The organism is Kitasatospora sp. NPDC023118, from assembly GCF_055560875.1.
Map to the genome: position 1 here is coordinate 22,609 of NZ_JBVHHW010000029.1, position 18,663 is coordinate 41,271.

The following is an 18,663-nucleotide window of genomic DNA, read 5'->3' on the forward strand; positions in this document are numbered from 1 at the left end:
GGCGGTCGTTCGCCCCCGACCCGATCACTTCGGGTCGGGGGCTTCGCCGTGCCCGTGAACGGTCGGTGGACCGGGCGGGTCGCTCTGTCGTCAATTCCCGTGGGTCGTGTCACTCGACCGCAGAAACGTTAGGGTCATAGGCCTACTCATCCCTTGACAGCAGCCCGCCCGATAGTCGACACATCGTGCCTACTACCGTGGATTGTGTTGCTGCGAACGCCTAGAACGGCCTAGAGTCGCAAACCGTCGGCGGCTGCCACGCTGACGAATCGACATAGAGTCCTGGATCCCCAAGGAGGTAAGACGACTTGTGAATGAGTCGACAATTGCTCCCGGGGGTGGTCAGCCAGGACTGGCGGAGCTCACCGCCGGCCAGCCGAGTGAGGAGTCCGGGGCCCGGCAGCCCACCGTGGGCTCGGCCGAGGTCGGCTCGGTCGCGCTCCGTACCTTCGAAGCACGTCAGAACACAGCACAGGTGACCACGGTGACCGATCACGACGCCGACTTGGCCGCCTACGGCCTGGCCTACGGCGAGTTCGCCTACGGCGCCTACGACGACCCGGACGCCGAGTACGAGCCGGACCCCGAGTACGCCGCCACGCTGGCCCCCGATGCCGCGCGCCAGCGCCGCGAGCGGGTCGGCCCGACCGGCCGTCCGCTGCCGTACTTCCCGATCCCCGCGCCGGTCGCCGAGCACGGCCCCGCCCAGATCATCGCCATGTGCAACCAGAAGGGCGGCGTCGGCAAGACCACGTCGACCATCAACCTGGGCGCGGCGCTGGCCGAGTACGGCCGCCGGGTGCTGCTCGTCGACTTCGACCCGCAGGGCGCGCTCTCGGTCGGACTGGGCGTCAACCCGATGGAGCTCGACGTCACCGTCTACAACCTGCTCATGGAGCGGGGCCTGACGGCCGATGAGGTGCTGCTGAAGACGGCCGTCCCGGGCATGGACCTGCTGCCCTCCAACATCGACCTCTCCGCCGCCGAGGTGCAGCTGGTCAGCGAGGTGGCCCGGGAGTCCGCGCTGGCGCGCGCCCTGAAGCCGCTGCTGCCCGACTACGACTACGTCATCATCGACTGCCAGCCCTCGCTGGGCCTGCTGACGGTCAATGCGCTGACGGCCGCTCACAGCGTGATCGTGCCGCTGGAGTGCGAGTTCTTCGCGCTGCGCGGTGTCGCGCTGCTGACCGAGACCATCGAGAAGGTGTGCGAGCGGCTCAACCCCGAGCTGCGCCTGGACGGCATCCTCGCGACCATGTACGACTCGCGCACCGTGCACAGCCGTGAGGTGCTGGCGCGGGTCGTCGAGGCGTTCGGCGAGCACGTCTTCCACACCGTCATCGGGCGGACCGTGCGCTTCCCGGAGACCACCGTCGCCGGCGAGCCCATCACGACGTACGCCACCAACTCGGTCGGTGCCGCCGCCTACCGCCAGCTCGCCAGGGAGGTGCTCGACCGGTGCCGCCCCGCCGAGTGAGTCTCCCGGGTGCCGACGAGCTGTTCCGGACCACCGGAGGGATGGCGCTGTCGCCGTCCCTCGCGCCGCGTCCGGCCGCCGAGGCATCCAGACCGGAGACCGCGCGGACCGTCAACGGCACGGACGGTGCCGAGGGCGCCCGGGACGACCGGCAGGGGCAGCAGCCGACCGGGGTGCCCTCGCCCGCGCAGCCGCCCGTCCAGCGGCAGGCCGGGGACCAGGGCGCCGCGCCGGGTGCAGGGTCGGCCGGGAAGGCCGTCTCCGGCGGCCGTGGCGCCGCAGCCGCCCCGGCGGGCCGGGCGCACGCGGGTGCCGCCGAGGAGCAGACCGGTGCCGCCGGGCGCGCCCGGCCGCGGGGACGCGCGCCGCGCCGCCCGAGCGGGCGCGAGCGGCACGACGAGAAGATCACCGTGTACGTCTCCGCCGAGGAGCTCATGGACCTGGAGCACACCCGGCTGGTGCTGCGCGGCGAGCACGGCCTGGCCGTGGACCGCGGGCGGATCGTCCGGGAGGCCATCGCGGTCGTCCTGGCGGACCTGGAACAGCGCGGCGAGGCCTCCATCCTGGTCCGGCGGCTGCGCGGCCGGTAGAACGGCGTCCAGGGCTGTCCGCCGGGCGCTGAGGCCGTCGGCCGGGCGACCGGGCGCTGAGGCCGTCGGCCGGGCGCTGAGGCCGTCGGCCGGGCCCTGGGGCCCGTCGGGCGGCGTGTCGACGGCCCCGCGGCGGGGTGGGCGGCGGGGCCGGGTGAAGATGGACCGCCATGCCGAGCACCGTCGAACCAGCCGCCACCGCCGTGAACCCCACCGAGGAGGAGTCCCGGGGCGGTTTCCGCGTACGGCTGGACAACTTCGAGGGCCCCTTCGACCTGCTGCTCAGCCTGATCGCCAAGCACAAGCTGGACGTCACCGAGGTGGCGCTGGCCACGGTGACGGACGACTTCATGGCGTACATCCGGGCGATGGGGCCGGACTGGGACCTGGACGCGGCGACCGAGTTCCTGGTCGTGGCCGCCACCCTGCTGGACCTCAAGGCCGCCCGGCTGCTGCCCGCGGCCGAGGTCGAGGACGAGGAGGACCTCGCGCTGCTGGAGGCGCGGGACCTGCTGTTCGCGCGGCTGCTGCAGTACCGGGCGTACAAGCGGGTGGCGGCGCTGTTCGGCGAGCGCTGGGCGGCCGAGCTGCTGCGACGGCCGCGGACCGTCGGGCTGGAGCCCCGGCACGCCGAGCTGCTGCCCGAGGTGGTGATCACCGTCGGGCCGGAGCGGCTGGCCCAGCTGGCGGCCAAGGCGATGGAGCCCAAACCGAAGCCCGTGGTGTACGTCGACCACATCCACACCCCGCCGGTCAGCGTGCGCGAGCAGGCCGGGCTGGTGGTCGACCTGCTCACCGGCCTAGGGGAGGCCTCCTTCCAGCAGCTCGTCGCGGACGCGCCGGACACCCTGGTGGTGGTCGCCCGGTTCCTGGCGCTGCTGGAGCTGTACCGGGAGCGGGTGCTCGCCTTCGAGCAGCCGGAGGCGCTCGGGGAGCTGCGGGTGCGCTGGGTGGCCGAGGAGGGCCGGGGCGCGGTCGAGGTGACGGACGAGTTCGACCGGCCGGCGGGCGAGGTCGTGGACGAGGTCTCGGGCGAGGTCTCGGGCGAGGTCTCGGGTGAGGCGAAGGAGGACGGGCGGAGATGAGTGCCGGGAACGACGGCGGGCGGCCGGTGCGGCGCCCGCTCGGGCTGCCGGGGCAGCCGCGGGCCGAGGAGTGGCTGGAGCCGGCCTTCGAGCTGCTGCCGGAGCCCGCGGCGGCGCCCGTGGCGGCGCCTGCGGCGGCTTCGGTGGGCACCGAGGCGCGGGTGGTGCACCAGAAGTCGGCCCCGCCGGCCTCCGACGTGCCGAGGAAGCCGGAGGAGCCGGCCGGGCCCGGGCTGCGGGCCGAGCTGGAGGCCGTCCTGATGGTCGTCGACGAGCCGGTCACCGAGGAGCGGCTGGCCGGGGTGCTGGAGCGGCCGCGGGCCGAGGTGGCCGCGGCGCTGCGCGAACTGTCCGCCGAGTACGAGGCGGCGGGCCGCGGTTTCGACCTGCGGCTGGTGGCCGGCGGCTGGCGGTTCTACAGCCGGGACAGCTGCGCCCGGGCCGTCGACCGCTTCCTGCTGGACGGCCAGCAGGCCCGGCTGACCCAGGCCGCGCTGGAGACCCTGGCCGTGGTCGCGTACCGGCAGCCGGTGTCCAGATCGCGGGTTTCCGCCGTCCGCGGTGTGAACTGTGACGGCGTGATGCGTACCCTGGTACAGCGAGGACTGGTGGAAGAGGCCGGATCCGAGCCCGAAACAGGTGCGATCCTGTATCGGACGACGAACTACTTCCTGGAACGGATGGGGCTCCGCGGCTTGGACGAGCTGCCGGAGCTCGCTCCCTTCCTGCCCGAGGTCGACGACGTGGAAGCGGAGTCCCTGGAGGGCACGATGATCGCGGAGGCGGTCGCCTCCGCTGCCGCACAGGCCGCGGACGGTAGTGGCGAGGCCGGTCGGGCAGCGCCTGATCGGTAGGGGGAGGTGAGGTCGGCCGAGACGACCGCACATCCCAGACGGTAACGACGTACGGACACTTTGATGCGTAGCAGTGGCAACGGCAGGAACGGCAGCGGCGGCGGCAGCGGTCGCGGCGGACAGGGCGGGGGCCGGGGCGGCTCCTACGGCGGCAGCGGCGGCGGCCGCGGCGGCTCGGGCTCGCGTGGGGGTTCGTACGGCGGCGGCTCGGGTTCGGGCTCGCGTGGGGGTTCGTACGGCGGTGGCTCGGGTTCGGGCTCGCGCGGCGGCTCGTACGGGCGGGACAGCCGCCGGGACGACCGGCGTGACGACCGCCGCTACCCGGACCGCCCGCTGCGGCCCGAGGAGCGCAAGTACGACCGCCCCGAGTACGGCGGCGGCCCCAACGCCACCCCGGCCCGCGGCGGCTTCGCCGGTCGGCGCCCCGGCCCGGCCCCGCGCCCGCGCCGTGAGGGCCAGGGCGCCCCGGGCGACCCGCGCCGCCAGCCGCAGCGCTCGCGCGAGCTGCAGGCCAAGATCGAGGACGCCGTCCTCGCCCGGCACGACAAGCCGGCCGTCAAGCTGCCCAAGACCTTCGGCGAGCCCGAGGGCGAGCGCCTGCAGAAGGTGCTGGCCCGGGCCGGCGTCGGCAGCCGCCGCGCCTGCGAGGAGCTGATCGAGCAGGGCCGGGTCGAGGTCAACGGCAAGCGCGTCACCGAGCAGGGCAAGCGGGTCGACCCCGACAAGGACGAGATCAAGGTCGACGGTCTGACCGTCGCCACCCAGTCCTACCTGTTCTTCGCGCTCAACAAGCCGGCCGGCGTGGTCTCCACCATGGAGGACCCGGACGGGCGCCAGTGCCTGGGTGACTACGTGACCAACCGGGAGACCCGGCTGTTCCACGTCGGCCGTCTGGACACCGAGACCGAGGGCATCATCCTGCTCACCAACCACGGCGAGCTGGCCCACCGCCTCACCCACCCGCGCTACGGCGTGACCAAGACCTACCTGGCCGCGATCCAGGGCCCGATCCCGCGCGACCTGGGCAAGCAGCTGGCCCAGGGCGTGGAGCTGGAGGACGGCTACGCGCGCGCCGACAGCTTCAAGGTGGTCTCCAACGTCGGCAAGAACTACCTGGTCGAGGTGACGCTGCACGAGGGCCGCAAGCACATCGTCCGCCGGATGCTGGCCGAGGTCGGCTTCCCGGTCGAGAAGCTGGTGCGTACCCACTTCGGCCCGATCGCGCTCGGCGACCAGAAGTCGGGCTGGCTGCGCCGTCTGACCAACCCGGAGGTCGGCCAGCTGATGCGCGAGGTCGGCCTGTAGGCCCTGGGGTCCGTCCCCCGGGTTCTCACCGGTCGCTCGTCGGAGGGTCCCCCGCCCGTGGTGGCGGGGGACCCTCCCGCGTGTATGTGAGTCGGGACGCAACCCCTGGTCACGGCCTTGTCAGCGCCATGATCCGTGGCCGAGGATGGCCATCGGACCACCGCCCCGCCCCGTGGCGGGACTGCGCCAGAACGGGCGCCGGTGGGGTGTGCGGGGCGAGCAGGGGGAGACGGCGTCGTGTCCGATGCAGTACTGGGGCGGTCGGCCGGACAGGCCCTCGGACCACTGGGGCTGGCCGAGCCGGACGGGCAGGTCTACGCGGCGCTGGTGGCCAATCCGCAGTCCACCGCGGAGGAGCTGGCCGAGAGCTGCGGCCTGACGCTCCAGCAGGGCGTGCGCGCGCTGGACCGGCTGGCACAGCAGGGCATGGCCACCCGCGCGCCGGTGGACCGGCAGCGCTTCCTGGCGGTCGCCCCGGACGTGGCGATCGGCACCCTGATCGGCCACCGGGAGTCCGAGCTGCGGCACGCCCGGGCCGAGATGCACCGGCTGATGGACGCCTTCCGGGAGGCCTCGCGCTACACCGACCCGGCGCACTCGGTGGAGGTGCTGACCGGCGGCGAGGCGATCGCCCAGCGGCTGGAGCACATCACCGAGACCAGCCAGTACCAGGTCCGCGGCTTCGACCGCCCGCCGTACATCCAGGACCCGGTGGCGCCGATGCCGTTGCAGCGGCGGCGGCTGCGGGAGGGGCTGAAGTTCCGGACCATCTACGACCGGGAGGCGGTGGCCTGGCCCGGCCGGCTGGAGAAGAACATCCTGGTCGGCGTCACGGACGGGGAGGAGGCCCGGGTACGGCCGACCCTGCCGATGAAGATGATCATCTCGGACGACCGGATGGCGATCATCCCGATCAGCGTCGGCGACAGCGTGCTGGACGCCGCGTACGTGATCCACCCCTCGGCGCTGCTCCAGGCGCTGGACACGCTGTTCGAGGCGGAGTGGGAGCGGGCCGTGCGGCTGCAGGCCGCGATCGGCACCGGGGACTCCTCGCCGGAGCCGGAGGCCGACCACCGCAAGCTGCTGGGCCTGCTGGCGGCGGGGCTGACCGACGAGTCGATCGCCCGCTCGCTGGGCTGGAGCGCCCGGACGACCCAGCGGCGGCTGCAGAGCCTGATGCGTTCGCTGGGGGCCACCACCCGCTTCCAGGCCGGGATGGCGGCCCGGGAGCGGGGATGGCTGTGAGCGTCCCGGAGCCGGTCAGCTCCAGGGGCTGAGCGAGACCCAGCGGCCGTCCGGGCCGCGCTCGACCTTCTCCAGGCCGACCACGGCGGAGCGGTTCAGCCGGCCGTAGATGTGCGGGAAGAGGATGCCCGGGGTGGCCCCGGGCGGTGGTGCGCCGTGCGGGGCCTCCCACTTGACCATCGGTTCCACCAGCGACTCCTCGATCAGCAACACCATCAGCGGGTCTGGGGTGTCGGCGAAGAAGGCATTGGCCACCGCGAGTGCCGTCTGCTCGTCTGCGGAGCAGTGGATGAACCCGTCGGTGAGCAGTGTCGCGGCGGCGTACGGGCGGCCGGGGTCGGCCAGCCAGTCGTCCAGGGGAGCGAGATGGAGGATCATGTTCCTTTTCTACCCGTTTCCGTCCTGAGTGGTCGTCACGAGCGGTCGGGCGTCATGGCCCGGCCGCCGGTCACAGCCCGGCCGCTTCGGTCACAGCCCGGCCACCTTGGCGGAGGCCGAGATCTCGTACACCAGGGTGAGGGTGCGGCGGGCGCCCGGACCGAGCGGGACGTCCCAGCGCACGATGCCCTCGGCGTCGAAGGAGTCCGGCGGCGGGGAGCACTCCTCCTTGCGCAGCCGCACCTCCACCGCCGCGACCTCGGAGACCGGCACCCGTTCGCGCAGCGTGACCAGCTGCTCGTCGTGCTCCTCCGGGCCGGAGAAGCGCGACAGGTGCAGCCGGACGGTGCGGGTGGTGGTCTGGCGGCCGGTCAGGGCGGCGGTGGTCTGGCGCTCCTCGGTCTCGCGGACGACCCGGTAGCCGTCCGAGCTGCCGAAGGACAGCTCGGCGTCGGCCCCGGCGGCGGTGAAGCGCAGCTCGCCGCGGCCGGTGAAGCCGCTGCCGCGGACCAGCTCGACCGGACCGGCCAGCAGCGGGTGACCGGCCGCGTTGCGGAACCGGACCACCTGGGTGACCAGTGGGGACAGCTCCGGGACGCAGGCGTACTCGCCGTTCGCCGGGCTGGTGAAGGCGCCCAGCGGGACCTTGTGCGCGCGGCCGTCCGAGGGGACGGTGGCCGGGGCGGGGGCGGGCAGCACCCGTACCTCGCCGCCGTCGTCCAGACCGGGGACGGCGGCGGTCGGGCCGAGGGTGCTGATCTCCTCCTCTCGCAGCTCGACCTCGACCGTGCGGCGCTCCTCGTCGGTGCGCTCGCGCAGCGTCAGCAGGTCCTCGGTGAGCGCGGGCGGGTCGGTGGCGAGGGCGGAGCGGGCGGTGGAGAAGGTGAGCCGGGCGCCGGTCCAGTCCTCGCCGGTACGCTGCCAGACCACCGCCTCCGACTCCAGGCGCAGGCTGCCGTCGTCGTCCAGGGTGGCCCGGTAGGACGGGCGCCAGAGCGCGCAGGGCACCAGGTGGCTGACGGTCAGCCGGGCCGGGCCGGGCCGCTCGGCCTCGACGGTCAGCTCCAGGTGGGCGACCAGCTCGGCGGGCTCCTGCTCGGCCTCGTCCAGGGCGATCAGGGCCTGGGAGCGCTCGTGGTCCAGGCGGCGCAGCCGGGAACGGGTGGCACGCAGTTCCTCGCCGTAGCGCTCGCGCTCGGCGTCCACCCGGTCCAGCTCGCGGGCCCAGCGGGTGCGCTCGATCTCGCCGACGCCGGCGCCCTCGCCGACCTCCCGCAGCAGGTCGGCGCTCAGCTGGGCGAGCAGGGCGAGGCGGGCCTCCAGCCGGGCCCGGGTCTGGTCCGCGAGGCGCGACTCGGCCTCCAGACCGTGCAGCCGGTGGCGCAGCGCGGAGTCCTCCGGGCCGGGCGGCAGCGGGGCGCGCGGGCTCCAGGTGCGGACCAGCCGGGCCTCCAGCACCCGGGTGCCGGGGGTGGCGGTCTCGGCGCGCAGGGTGCGGTCGACGGCGAGGGCGGTGAGCGGGCCGAGCCGTAGCCGCTGGACGCCCTCGGCGAGCTCGACGGTCACCGTGCGCTCGACCTGAGCGCGGTCCTCCAGGCAGGTGACGGCGGTGACGGGGAGGGGGGTCCCCTGAGGAGGCATGGGTGCTCCGGTCATCTGTCAGTTCCTCCGGTTTCCGCCCACGATGGCCTTTCCGGCCGGGATCTTGATCTGGTAGCCGCCGTCCAGCTCGGTGCGGCCGCCCGGTGGCAGGTCGACCCGCCAGAGCCGGGCACTGGGCGGGCAGTCCGGTGTCGGTTCGGTCGGGGCGTGCCAGTCGGCGCGCTCCTCGATCCGGATCTCGGCGTCGGAGGTGACCGGCACGCGCTCGCGGACCTCCACGGTGACGGTGCGGCCGAGCCGGTTCGCCAACTGGACGTGCACCCGGTGGTCGAGCACGGTGCTGTTGCCCTTCAGCATGCCCGTGGCGGACTCGCGCAGCTCGGTGCGGCGCGCCACCTCGATGCTCTCGGTGACGCCGATGCCCAGGCGCCGGGTGCCGCCGGGGGCGAGGGTGGGCAGGGCGGCGGTGAGCAGGAACTCCTCGTCCACGGTGACCTCGACCGGGCCGGCCAGCACGGCGCGGTCGGTGCGGTTGGCGAGCACCAGGGTCGCGTACACCTTCTCCTCGACGGCCGGGACGGTGACGTACTCGGGGCGGACGGAGAGCGGGATCTCGTCCACCGTGACGGTGTGCCAGGTGCCGTCGGACGGGATGTCGGCGGGGGCGGCGGCGTCGAAGCGGTGGTCGAAGGAGCCGGCCGACTCGCGGGGCGGGACGGCGTGGCGGGGGAGGGCGAGGTCGCGGAGCCGGCCGCCCTCGCGGCCGCCGGGGAGGAACTGTTCCAGCTGGTCGCGCTCGACCCGTGCGGGGTTCGGGCGCAGGGTGCCGCGGCGGTCGGCGGGGGCGTCGGGGCCGGTCAGGAGGAGGTCGGGGTAGTCGAGCAGGGTGGCGTCGGGGGAGAAGCCGGTGGCCGGGGGCGCGGTGGCGCGCGGGCTGCGGCGCCGCGCTCGGCGGGCCTCCTCCGGCATGGCGCCGCCGGGGGCCTGGGGCATCGGGGCGGACCTGGCGGCGACGGGTGCGGGTGTGGGTGCGGGTGCGGAGAGCGCGGGCGGGGCGCCGTAGCCGACGAAGCCGGGCGGCGGGGGCGCGGGCACTGCCCCGTGGGGTGGCGCCTGGGGCGGTTCCTGGCCCGGCTCCTGGACGCTCAACGAGCCGCCGCCGTACGGGCCTGCCGGCGCCGCCTCGTCCGCGAGCAGCTCGGGGCGGGCGCCGCCGGGACGGCCGGCCATCCGGACGGCCTTGGCGGCGACGGGGGCGGACACCGGGAGCGGGGCGTTGTGCTCGGCGGCGGCGCGGGTGGCGGTGGCCGCGTCGTAGCCGGTGAAGAGGTCGGACAGGCCGGCCGGGGGCTCGCGCCAGCCGGAGGGCGGCGGGGCGGGCTGGCTGCGGCCGATCCGCAGCGAGGTCAGCTTGGGCAGGTCGGTGCGGCGGTCGAGGTCGGCGGTGGACAGGCCGAGCCGGACGCCCGTCCAGTCCTCGCCGGTGTGCTGGGCGACGGCCGCGCGCAGGACGAGGTGGCCGGCGTCGGAGCCGGTGCGGTAGGAGAGGCGGTAGGCGGGCACCCAGCGGGCGGTGGGGACGCTGTACTCCAGCTCCAGCTCCAGCTCCAGTTCCGGCTCCCGGTCGGGCTTCGGCTCCCGGTCGGCCTGTTCGGTGTCGGCCGGGCCGGTGGTGTGCAGGGTGAGCAGCACGGTGTCGACGGTCTCGATCAGCGCGGTCCGCTCGGCGGTGGACTCCCGCTCCAGCCGGTCAGCCGCCAACTCGCGTTCGTGGTCGGCGAGTTCGATATCCCGGGTGAGCTGCTCGGCGCGCTCCTGGAGTCGGGCCAGCCGCTCGTCGACGAAGTCGGCGAGCTCCAGCCAGGCCTCGGCGGGGGTGCGGCGCAGCGGCTCGCCGTGGCGGCGCTGCGGCGGGGCGGCGCGCAGCGCGGCGGTCTCGGCGATCGCGGCCAGCACCAGCCGGTGGCGCTCGTTCAGTGCGCTCTGGCGCTCCATGGCCTCGTCCAACTCGCGTCGTAGAGTGGGGAGTTCGCCGGGTTCGAGGAGCTCGGCGAGGGTTTCGAGGCGGGCCTCGGTGACCGTCGTGCCGGCGGGGCCGGAGAGCACCCGGGCGCGCAGCGAGCTGCCGTCCATCGAGCCGGGCAGGCCGGTCAGCCGCAGCCGTCCGCCGGGCGGGACCGGGACGGTGGCCCGGCGGCGGCACACCGCGCCCTCGGCGTACACCACGACGGAGTCCAGCACCGACGGGTGCGCCGGTACGGTCGGCGGTTCCGACGGCCCGGTGTGACTGCTGTGCTGATCGTCCATGCGCAACCCCTTCGTTCGCGTCCGGTGCGGCGCGTCCCGCCGGGCGCCGTCGTGCCGCGTCGGCCCCCGGGCGGCCAGTCTGCCCCGGGTCGGGGCGGGCGTCGCCGGATTTCCCGGGGCGCGGCGTGTGCACTGTGTGGGACGGGGGCCGAGGCGCCGCGGTTGCCGCCGACGACGCCGCCGCCGGCGGGGACGGGGCCGCAGCCGGGGACGGGCGCGGCCGGGGTCCGGCGGGTGGGAGGATGGGCGCGGGTGCTCCCGGCCGGTCCCGGCACCCGGCGAGAATCGTCAGAGGATCGTCGAACCGTCGAGTCGAGAACCGTGATCGAGGAGAGCCACCCGCCATGCGCACTGCCGTCGTCGTCGGTACCGGACTGATCGGCACCTCCGCCGCCCTGGCCCTGTCCGCACGCGGGCTGACCGTCCATCTGGAGGACGCCGACCCGGACGCCGCCCGCACCGCCGAGTCGCTCGGCGCGGGCACCACCGAACCGGCCGAGGGCCCGGTCGACCTGGCGATCATCGCCGTCCCGCCCGCGCTGGTCGGCAAGGTGCTCGCCGACTGCCAGCGCCGCAACCTGGCGCACTGGTACACCGACGTGGCCAGCGTGAAGGCAGGCCCGGGCAGTGAGGTCGCGGCGCTCGGCTGCGACACCGTCCACTACATCGGTAGTCACCCGATGGCGGGCCGGGAGCGCTCCGGCCCGCTGGCCGCCCGCGCCGACCTGTTCGAGGGGCGCCCCTGGGTGCTCACCCCGACCGCCGACACCGACACCGACACGCTCAACGCCGCGCTGGAGCTGGTCGCGCTCTGCGGCGCCATGCCGATCGTGATGGACGCGACCCAGCACGACCGGGCCGTCGCCCTGGTCTCGCACGCCCCGCAGCTGGTGTCCTCGCTGGTCGCGGCACGGTTGGAGCACGCCGACGAGACGGCCATAAGGCTCTCCGGCCAGGGCGTGCGCGACGTGACCCGGATCGCCGCCTCCAGCCCCGCGATGTGGGTCGACATCCTGTCCGCCAACGCGGGCGCGGTCGCCGACGTGCTGGAGGAGGTCGCCGCCGACCTCGGCGAGACCGTCACCGCGCTGCGCGCCCTCGCGGCGGTCGAGGAGGGCCAACGCCGGGCCGGCGCCCAGGGCATCGAGGCGGTCATGCGGCGCGGCAACACCGGCCAGGCCCGCATCCCCGGCAAGCACGGCGCGCCGCCCACCCGGTACGAGACGGTCGCAGTGGTGCTCGGCGACCAGCCGGGCGAGCTGGGGCGGCTGTTCGGGGAGGTCGGCGACGCCGGGGTCAACATCGAGGACGTCGTCATCGAGCACTCGGACGGGAAGCAGGTCGGGTTCGTCCAGCTGGCGGTGGCGCCGACGGCGGTCAAGCGGCTCGCGGCGGCGCTGCGGGCGGGCGGGTGGAGCGTTCGGGACTGAGGCCGGTTGCGGGACCGAGGTAACGGCGGCGCGCGGGCCGGTCGACCAGGAGTTCTGGCGGTCCCTGGACAAGTGGGAGTCGGAGTCCGGCGGGGACTGCGTCTCCGGGTGGATCACCGCCTTCTTCGCCCACACCCAGGCCCTGTCGGGGCCGAAGGCGCGGACGGACTTCGGCTGGCGGGACGGGCGGACGCGGTTCACCGAGAACGCCTTCCCGTTACCTGTGTCGAAGGTGCCCTTCGACTGGCTGACGCCGGCCGGGACGTCGAAGACGGCCTTCGTCGGCGGGGTGCCGGGCATCGAGCGGGACGGCGAGTACGTACGGCCCCGGCTCGGGAACGCGGTGCTGCGGATCCTGCGGGAGGCCCCGGTTCCGGTCGCCGAGCAGGCCCGGCCGGCCGCGGAGCAGCTGCCGGAGGGGTGGACGGTCGAGCAGGTGCGGGACGTGACCGGGGTCGCGTTCGCCCGGCTGTTGGAGGCGGATCTGGAGGTTGTCCGGGAGGGGTCCGGTCGTGCCGAGCTGGGTGCCGTGATCAGGCTGGGTGCGGTGATCGAGCTCCACCCGCCGCTCTGCCTGGTCCGGCTGGACGAGGAGTGGTGGACGGGGCTCCTGATGCGCTGCCGCGGTGAGGTCGTCCCGGAGGTGCCGCAGGGGCCCGACCCGGAGGCCGCCCTTCGGCGGGTCCGCCCCTGGTGACCGGCCCGGGACGGGGTCCGGCGGCGGTCCATTAACCTTGAGGGAGACAAATCCCCGGCCGTCCGCCCGCGCAGGCGTCGGCTTCCATGCTCAGAGAGAGGTTCGCCCCCGTGGACACTGCCGACCGAGCGCACGCCCCGGTCGTCGTCGCCATCGACGGACCCTCCGGCTCCGGCAAGTCGACCGTCTCGCGGGCGGTCGCCGCCCGGCTGGGCCTGAGCTTCCTGGACACCGGCGCCATGTACAGGGCGATGACCTGGTGGATGCTGGCCAACGACGTCGACGTCAATGACGCGGAGGCGGTGGCCGTCGCGTGCGGCAAGCCGGTGATCGTGTCGGGCACGGATGCCGACGGCCCCACCATCACGGTGGACGGCCAGGACGTCTCCGGCCCGATCCGGGGCCCCGAGGTGACGGCACAGGTCAGCGCCGTGGCCGCGGTGCCGGCGGTGCGGGCCCGGCTGGTGGAGCTGCAGCGCGGCTGCGCCGGGGCCGCCGAGCGCGGCGTCGTCGCCGAGGGCCGGGACATGGGAACCGTGGTGTTCCCGGAGGCCACCGTCAAGGTCTTCCTGACCGCCTCCGAGCGGGCCCGGGCCGAGCGCCGGGCGGCCGAGCTGCGCGCCAAGGGCGTGGACGAGGCGACCATCACCGCGATGGCCGCCGACCTCGCCCGACGCGACGCCGCCGACTCCTCGCGCGAGACGGCGCCGCTGACCCAGGCCGGCGACGCGGTGCTGGTGGAGACCAGCGAGCTCACCCTGGAGCAGGTGATCGACCGGATCGCCGCGCTGGTGGAGGAACGGGCCGGGCTGTCCTCGGTCTGACCAGATGACCAGATGACCAGCTGACCATCCGGCCATCTGGTCATCCGACCACTGAATGAACCGCGGGCCGTCAAGGTGCCGCGGAGGAAACCATCGCGCTGCCCCGAGCGGGGCAGGTACGCACGGCTCGCCCCTGGGAAGGGCCGGGCCGGGAAACGGAACAGACGAACATGACCGCAGAGCACTCCGCCACCGGGCACGGTGAGCTGGACGCCGCCGACTACGCCGAGTTCATGGCCCTCGCCGCCGAGGAGGGCTTCGACTTCGACGGCTTCGACGGCGTGGACGGCGCCGAGCACGTCCGGCTGCCCGTGCTGGCCGTCGTCGGCCGCCCGAATGTCGGCAAGTCGACCCTGGTGAACCGCATCATCGGCCGCCGCGAGGCCGTCGTCGAGGACAAGCCGGGCGTCACCCGCGACCGGGTCACCTACGAGGCCAGCTGGAACGGCCGCCGCTTCAAGGTGGTCGACACCGGCGGCTGGGAGATCGACGTCCTCGGCATCGACGCCATGGTGGCCGCGCAGGCCGAGCTGGGCATCGAGCAGGCCGACGCGGTGCTGTTCGTCGTGGACGCCACCGTCGGCGCCACCGACACCGACGAGGCCCTGATCAAGATCATCCGCCGGGCGGGCAAGCCGACCGTCCTGTGCGCCAACAAGGTCGACGGCCCGTCCACCGAGGCCGAGGCCGCCTACCTGTGGTCGCTGGGCCTCGGCGAGCCGTACCCCGTCTCCGCCCTCCACGGCCGCGGCTCCGGCGACCTGCTGGACGCCGTCATGAACGCCCTGCCCGAGGCCCCGCCGCAGACCTTCGGCGACGCCGCCCCCGGCGGCCCGCGCCGGATCGCGCTGATCGGCCGCCCCAACGTCGGCAAGTCCAGCCTGCTGAACAAGGTCGCCGGCGAGGAGCGCGTCGTCGTCAACGAGCTGGCCGGCACCACCCGTGACCCGGTCGACGAGATGATCGAACTCGGCGGCAAGACCTGGAAGTTCGTGGACACCGCCGGTATCCGCCGCCGGGTCCACCTGACCGCCGGCGCCGACTTCTACGCCTCGCTGCGCACCGCCGCCGCGCTGGAGAAGGCCGAGGTCGCGGTCGTCCTGATCGACGCCAGCGAGACCCTCGCCGAGCAGGACACCCGGATCATCTCGATGGCCGTCGAGGCCGGGCGCGCCGTCGTCGTCGCCTACAACAAGTGGGACCAGCTGGACGAGGAGCGACGCTACTACCTGGAGCGCGAGATCGAGCGCGACCTCGTCCAGGTGCAGTGGGCCCCGCGCGTCAACGTCTCGGCCAAGACCGGCCGGCACATGGAGAAGCTCGTCCCGGCGATCGAGACCGCGCTGGAGGGCTGGGAGACCCGCATCCCCACCGCGCGCCTGAACGCCTTCCTCGGCGAGCTGGTGGCCGCCCACCCGCACCCGATCCGGGGCGGCAAGCAGCCGCGCATCCTGTTCGGCACCCAGGCGGGCATCCGTCCGCCGCGCTTCGTGCTGTTCGCCTCGGGCTTCCTGGAGGCGGGCTACCGGCGCTTCATCGAGCGCCGGCTGCGCGAGGAGTTCGGCTTCGTGGGGACGCCGATCTCGATCTCGGTGCGGGTGCGGGAGAAGCGCAAGAAGAAGTAGTGGTTCTCGGACCGCGCTGGAAGGGCTCCGTCACGGTGGTGGCGGGGCCCTTTCGGTTTTCCGGGTGCCGCTTCACGGGTGCCGTTGTTACGGGCGTCAGTGGTGGTCGCCGGTGCGGCCCGGGGGGAGGGACAGCATCTGGCGGTGGCGGCCGCCGGTGGACGGGGTGGCGGCGAGGCCGGCGGCCGTACCGAGCGTCGGGGAGGGGGCCGGGGGCGGCGTGGGCACGGCGTGCGGGACCGGGCCGAGGTAGCCGGCGGCGACCCAGCCCTGGCCGTTGGTGAACTGGGCGCCGGGCGGTGCGGCCGGGACGGCCTGGCCGAAGCCGTCGCTGGTGGGGGCGGTGGTAGGGACGGCGGGCTCGGGGTGGGGGTGCTGCTGCTGCTGGGGGTGCTGCTGCTGGGCCGGCATGAACTGGGGGAGGCCGGGCGGCTGGCCCGCGTAGGTGTGGAAGGACTGCTGCTGGGGCGGGTAGGAGCGCTGCTCGCCGAGCCGCGGATAGCCGTCGCGGACCGCGAAGCCGGTGAACTTCAGGTCCTCCTCGCCGGAGCGGTCGCCCGGCAGGGCGCGGAACAGCCGTCGGTACTCGGAGTACAGCTCGTCGTAGATCGGGGTCGTCGAGTGGGGGTGCTCCGCGTCGTACGACGGGCGCATGCCGGGGATTGAGCGGGGAGCGGTGGCGGACCGGCTGGAGGGCGCGGAGACGTCGTAGCTGTACACGTAGGGGCCAACGAGTGAGAGGCGGCGGGGATGCGGGGGCGTTCGGCGTACGGGGGCGGCGGTGAGGGTGCCCGGCGTACGGGATGGGGGTGAGGGGGCTCGGCGTACGGGATGGGGGTGAGGGGGCTCGGCGTACGGCGGCGGGCCTGGGGGTGTTCCCGGCGCCGGAGGCTGAACGGCGGGGACGGGCCGAGCCCCGGATGGTGGCCGCTGCCGGGTCGGTTCGGCAGCGGCCACCATCCGGCGCGCCGGAGCGGCCGATCAGGTGCCGGCGAGCGGGAGGGAGGCGGCGACCACCTGGCCCAGCGCCACCGCCCGCTCCAGCGCCTGGCGCAGCAGGTCCTCGCGGGGCTGGCGGCCCACCATGCCGGCCGGGACGGCGTACATCGTCACCTCGGAGAGCTGGCTGGCCGCCATCCGCCAGGCATCGGTGACCTGGAGCGGCTGGTGCGCCTGCCACCACCCGGTGCTGCCGCCGGCCGCGGCGGGCTGCAGGATCGCGTGCAGCTTGCCCATCGCGACCAGGACCGACCAGCCGGGCAGCTGGTCCGGGGTCTCGTCGAGGTCGGTGACCCGCTGGTAGCCGGCGTCCTGGAGGAGGTCGAGGAACTCGTCCTCGCCGGAGGTGCTGCCGGGGCGGCCGACCGGGCCGGTGGGCTCGACCACCAGCGAGGCGTGGCCGACCTTGCCGTGCAGGACCAGCCCGCAGGTGATGCCGAGGATGGCGGCCTGGCCGGGCGCGGTCGGCTGGGCCAGGGGCTCGGTGGGGGGTGCCGGGGCGGGGACGGCGAGGTCCGGGGCAGCGGCGGCGGGCTGGGTCTGGCTGATGCTGCGGACGGCGCCGGCCAGCTGCTCCTCGGAGACCGGGACCACCTGGGAGGGGATGCAGCGGGCGTGTGCGAAGGCGAGGACGGCCGTCTCCTCGCCGACGAACAGCACCGTGCTGGTGGGGTCCGCATGGGTGTCGCCGGGGGTGCGGCAGGAGGTGCATTCGTAACTGTCGGGGGCGCGGCCGCCGCCGAGTAGGCGGTCGGCCTCGTCGTCGCCGATCTCGGACCGGACCTCGTCGCTGACGTCGAGCATGCGCGGCACAGGGTCTCCTCGGGTGGATGCGGATGGGGTTCGGGGGCGGACACGGGGAGGTCGACATGCCCAACGGGCCCTTGTGTCAGGCGTCACGGGTGCTCGTCGAGGCTGACGGGAATTGCCCCGGATCCGACCGCGCCGCGTGGTCTCCTGGTCGCAATCTGTCGATGTCGGTGACAGGACTGCCGGAATGAAGCCGTGAGGTGAGTCACGCCATCTCGGTGTTTGATCTAGGAATCAATGGTCAAAGCGGACATTTCGGTCAAGATTGTGTGGCTATTACCACCGGTAACCCTTTGCTGAGCTGGGCAGACCGGTGGAGTTTTGGTTTCCCCGTCGACCGACTCGTAGCTTCTTGGGCGGCGCAACGAGCGCCACCCGGGCTCACCCCCGATGCACAGCCCCCCGGCTCAGGCCGGGCGCGGCAGGTGCCCGCCGACGCGACCGCTCGAACAGGTCGTCGGCGCGCGGCTGGGTGGCCGGGGCGGCAGCGGCACGTCCGACACGTGCACGGCCGCCCGACGGACGCGGCAAGCGAACGCGGCCCTCTCCAGGGCCTGGTTCCGCATGCCCGCCCGGGGCTGTCGAGAGGAACCTCATGACCTTCCGTAACGAGACCGCCGCTGCCACCATCTCCGCCGCCACCAAGCGCAACCGCGTTCGGATGGCCGTCGTGGCGGGCGCCGCTGTCGCGGCCCTGCCGGTGGCCGGCCTCGTCACGGCCACCTCGGCCTCCGCCGCCCCCGTCTCCACCTGGGACGCTGTCGCCCAGTGCGAGAGCGGCGGCAACTGGGCCATCAGCACCGGCAACGGTTTCTACGGCGGTCTGCAGTTCACCTCCAGCACCTGGGCCGCCTACGGCGGCACCGCCTACGCCGCGCAGGCCAACCAGGCCACCAAGGCGCAGCAGATCGCCGTCGCCGAGAAGGTCCTGGCCTCGCAGGGCCCCGGCGCCTGGCCGGTCTGCTCCGTCAAGGCGGGCCTGACCAAGGGCGGCGCCCCGGCCGCCGTCGACACCTCGGCGGGCTCCGGTGCCGCCGCCGCCAAGCCGGCGCAGACCCCGGCGCCGAAGGCTGCCGCGCCCAAGGCCGCCCCCAAGGCTGAGGCTGCGCCGAAGGCCGCCGCGCCGAAGGCTGACACCGCACCGAAGAATGACGCCGCCAAGTCCTGGACCGGCTCCAACGACGCCAAGCCGGCGGCCAAGGGCAGCTACACCGTCAAGTCCGGTGACACCCTGAGCTCCATCGCCGCCGCGCAGGGCCTGGACTGGCACGAGCTGTACAAGAACAACGCCAAGGTCGTCGGTGGCAACCCCGACCTGATCTTCCCCGGTCAGACCCTGAACATCTGAGGCTCGGGCTTCCAGGTGACTAGGCGACTTGTCGCCATGGGGCTTTCGCCGCTCGGGCTGTGATGCCCGGGCTTCGGCGCTCGGAAT

Annotated in this window: 15 protein-coding genes and 1 pseudogene; 11 read left to right on the forward strand and 5 right to left on the reverse strand. The window is 74.2% G+C overall.

What is annotated here, in order from left to right; translation table 11 throughout:
* The first annotated feature begins 409 nt into the window (after positions 1 to 409).
* From ACZ3UD_RS29995 to ACZ3UD_RS30020, 6 genes are all read left to right on the forward strand, one after another.
* Positions 410 to 1,477 carry a ParA family protein gene (locus ACZ3UD_RS29995; protein ID WP_030245868.1) on the forward strand — a complete coding sequence of 356 codons (1,068 nt, stop codon included), beginning with the start codon at positions 410 to 412 and terminating at the stop codon, positions 1,475 to 1,477.
* A complete protein-coding gene (locus tag ACZ3UD_RS30000) occupies positions 1,474 to 2,067 on the forward strand; it encodes a hypothetical protein (protein WP_465594518.1) in 594 nt (197 codons plus the stop codon). The genes ACZ3UD_RS29995 and ACZ3UD_RS30000 overlap by 4 nt, the downstream gene beginning before the upstream one ends.
* A 170-nt stretch (positions 2,068 to 2,237) precedes the next feature.
* Positions 2,238 to 3,152, forward strand: a complete 915-nt coding sequence (locus ACZ3UD_RS30005; RefSeq protein ID WP_465594521.1) for a segregation and condensation protein A — start codon at positions 2,238 to 2,240, stop codon at positions 3,150 to 3,152.
* Between the two features lie 260 nt (positions 3,153 to 3,412).
* Entirely contained in the window at positions 3,413 to 4,006 is a 594-nt protein-coding gene (gene scpB / locus ACZ3UD_RS30010; protein WP_402944057.1) for an SMC-Scp complex subunit ScpB, read from the forward strand.
* 63 nt (positions 4,007 to 4,069) lie between these two features.
* Positions 4,070 to 5,311 (forward strand): pseudouridine synthase, encoded by a 1,242-nt coding sequence (locus ACZ3UD_RS30015; protein ID WP_465594524.1) that lies wholly within the window; start codon positions 4,070 to 4,072, stop codon positions 5,309 to 5,311.
* Between the two features lie 237 nt (positions 5,312 to 5,548).
* A complete protein-coding gene (locus ACZ3UD_RS30020; RefSeq protein WP_465594526.1) occupies positions 5,549 to 6,556 on the forward strand; it encodes a helix-turn-helix domain-containing protein in 1,008 nt (335 codons plus the stop codon).
* Between the two features lie 15 nt (positions 6,557 to 6,571).
* Here ACZ3UD_RS30020 and ACZ3UD_RS30025 read toward each other — a convergent pair whose 3' ends face one another.
* From ACZ3UD_RS30025 to ACZ3UD_RS30035, 3 genes are all read right to left on the reverse strand, one after another.
* Entirely contained in the window at positions 6,572 to 6,934 is a 363-nt protein-coding gene (locus ACZ3UD_RS30025; protein WP_465594529.1) for a DUF952 domain-containing protein, read from the reverse strand.
* Between the two features lie 90 nt (positions 6,935 to 7,024).
* Positions 7,025 to 8,590 carry a mucoidy inhibitor MuiA family protein gene (locus tag ACZ3UD_RS30030; protein WP_465594532.1) on the reverse strand — a complete coding sequence of 522 codons (1,566 nt, stop codon included), beginning with the start codon at positions 8,588 to 8,590 and terminating at the stop codon, positions 7,025 to 7,027.
* A gap of 3 nt (positions 8,591 to 8,593) precedes the next feature.
* Positions 8,594 to 10,843, reverse strand: a complete 2,250-nt coding sequence (locus ACZ3UD_RS30035; RefSeq protein ID WP_465594535.1) for a DUF4139 domain-containing protein — start codon at positions 10,841 to 10,843, stop codon at positions 8,594 to 8,596.
* A gap of 344 nt (positions 10,844 to 11,187) precedes the next feature.
* Between ACZ3UD_RS30035 and ACZ3UD_RS30040 the strand changes: the two genes are divergently transcribed.
* The 4 genes and pseudogenes from ACZ3UD_RS30040 to der all read left to right on the forward strand — a co-directional run bounded on the left by ACZ3UD_RS30040 (position 11,188) and on the right by der (position 15,419).
* Positions 11,188 to 12,273 carry a prephenate dehydrogenase gene (locus tag ACZ3UD_RS30040; protein ID WP_465594538.1) on the forward strand — a complete coding sequence of 362 codons (1,086 nt, stop codon included), beginning with the start codon at positions 11,188 to 11,190 and terminating at the stop codon, positions 12,271 to 12,273.
* A gap of 49 nt (positions 12,274 to 12,322) precedes the next feature.
* Positions 12,323 to 12,970 (forward strand): annotated as a pseudogene (locus ACZ3UD_RS30045) (DUF4419 domain-containing protein); the annotation flags it as partial.
* Between the two features lie 86 nt (positions 12,971 to 13,056).
* Complete coding sequence (cmk, locus tag ACZ3UD_RS30050) at positions 13,057 to 13,794, forward strand: (d)CMP kinase (protein ID WP_465594541.1); 738 nt, start codon at positions 13,057 to 13,059, stop codon at positions 13,792 to 13,794.
* 170 nt (positions 13,795 to 13,964) lie between these two features.
* Positions 13,965 to 15,419, forward strand: coding sequence for a ribosome biogenesis GTPase Der (gene der, locus ACZ3UD_RS30055; RefSeq protein WP_465594544.1), 1,455 nt, complete (start codon positions 13,965 to 13,967; stop codon positions 15,417 to 15,419).
* Positions 15,420 to 15,515: 96 nt separating this feature from the next.
* Here der and ACZ3UD_RS30060 read toward each other — a convergent pair whose 3' ends face one another.
* Positions 15,516 to 16,073 carry a hypothetical protein gene (locus tag ACZ3UD_RS30060; RefSeq protein ID WP_465594547.1) on the reverse strand — a complete coding sequence of 186 codons (558 nt, stop codon included), beginning with the start codon at positions 16,071 to 16,073 and terminating at the stop codon, positions 15,516 to 15,518.
* Positions 16,074 to 16,400: 327 nt separating this feature from the next.
* Positions 16,401 to 17,231 (reverse strand): hypothetical protein, encoded by an 831-nt coding sequence (locus ACZ3UD_RS30065; RefSeq protein WP_465594550.1) that lies wholly within the window; start codon positions 17,229 to 17,231, stop codon positions 16,401 to 16,403.
* A gap of 592 nt (positions 17,232 to 17,823) precedes the next feature.
* Between ACZ3UD_RS30065 and ACZ3UD_RS30070 the strand changes: the two genes are divergently transcribed.
* On the forward strand, positions 17,824 to 18,576 hold the full coding sequence (locus tag ACZ3UD_RS30070; protein WP_465594553.1) for a transglycosylase family protein: 753 nt from the start codon (positions 17,824 to 17,826) through the stop codon (positions 18,574 to 18,576).
* Positions 18,577 to 18,663 lie beyond the last annotated feature (87 nt).

Coding starts and splice junctions, on each gene's coding strand:
- ACZ3UD_RS30005 (WP_465594521.1), top strand. CDS start 2,238: ATGCCGAGCACCGTCGAACCAGCCGCCACCGCCGTGAACCCCACCGAG.
- scpB (WP_402944057.1), top strand. CDS start 3,413: ATGGTCGTCGACGAGCCGGTCACCGAGGAGCGGCTGGCCGGGGTGCTG.
- ACZ3UD_RS30015 (WP_465594524.1), top strand. CDS start 4,070: ATGCGTAGCAGTGGCAACGGCAGGAACGGCAGCGGCGGCGGCAGCGGT.
- ACZ3UD_RS30025 (WP_465594529.1), bottom strand. CDS start 6,934: ATGATCCTCCATCTCGCTCCCCTGGACGACTGGCTGGCCGACCCCGGC.
- ACZ3UD_RS30030 (WP_465594532.1), bottom strand. CDS start 8,590: ATGACCGGAGCACCCATGCCTCCTCAGGGGACCCCCCTCCCCGTCACC.
- ACZ3UD_RS30035 (WP_465594535.1), bottom strand. CDS start 10,843: ATGGACGATCAGCACAGCAGTCACACCGGGCCGTCGGAACCGCCGACC.
- ACZ3UD_RS30040 (WP_465594538.1), top strand. CDS start 11,188: ATGCGCACTGCCGTCGTCGTCGGTACCGGACTGATCGGCACCTCCGCC.
- cmk (WP_465594541.1), top strand. CDS start 13,057: ATGCTCAGAGAGAGGTTCGCCCCCGTGGACACTGCCGACCGAGCGCAC.
- der (WP_465594544.1), top strand. CDS start 13,965: ATGACCGCAGAGCACTCCGCCACCGGGCACGGTGAGCTGGACGCCGCC.
- ACZ3UD_RS30060 (WP_465594547.1), bottom strand. CDS start 16,073: ATGCGCCCGTCGTACGACGCGGAGCACCCCCACTCGACGACCCCGATC.
- ACZ3UD_RS30070 (WP_465594553.1), top strand. CDS start 17,824: ATGACCTTCCGTAACGAGACCGCCGCTGCCACCATCTCCGCCGCCACC.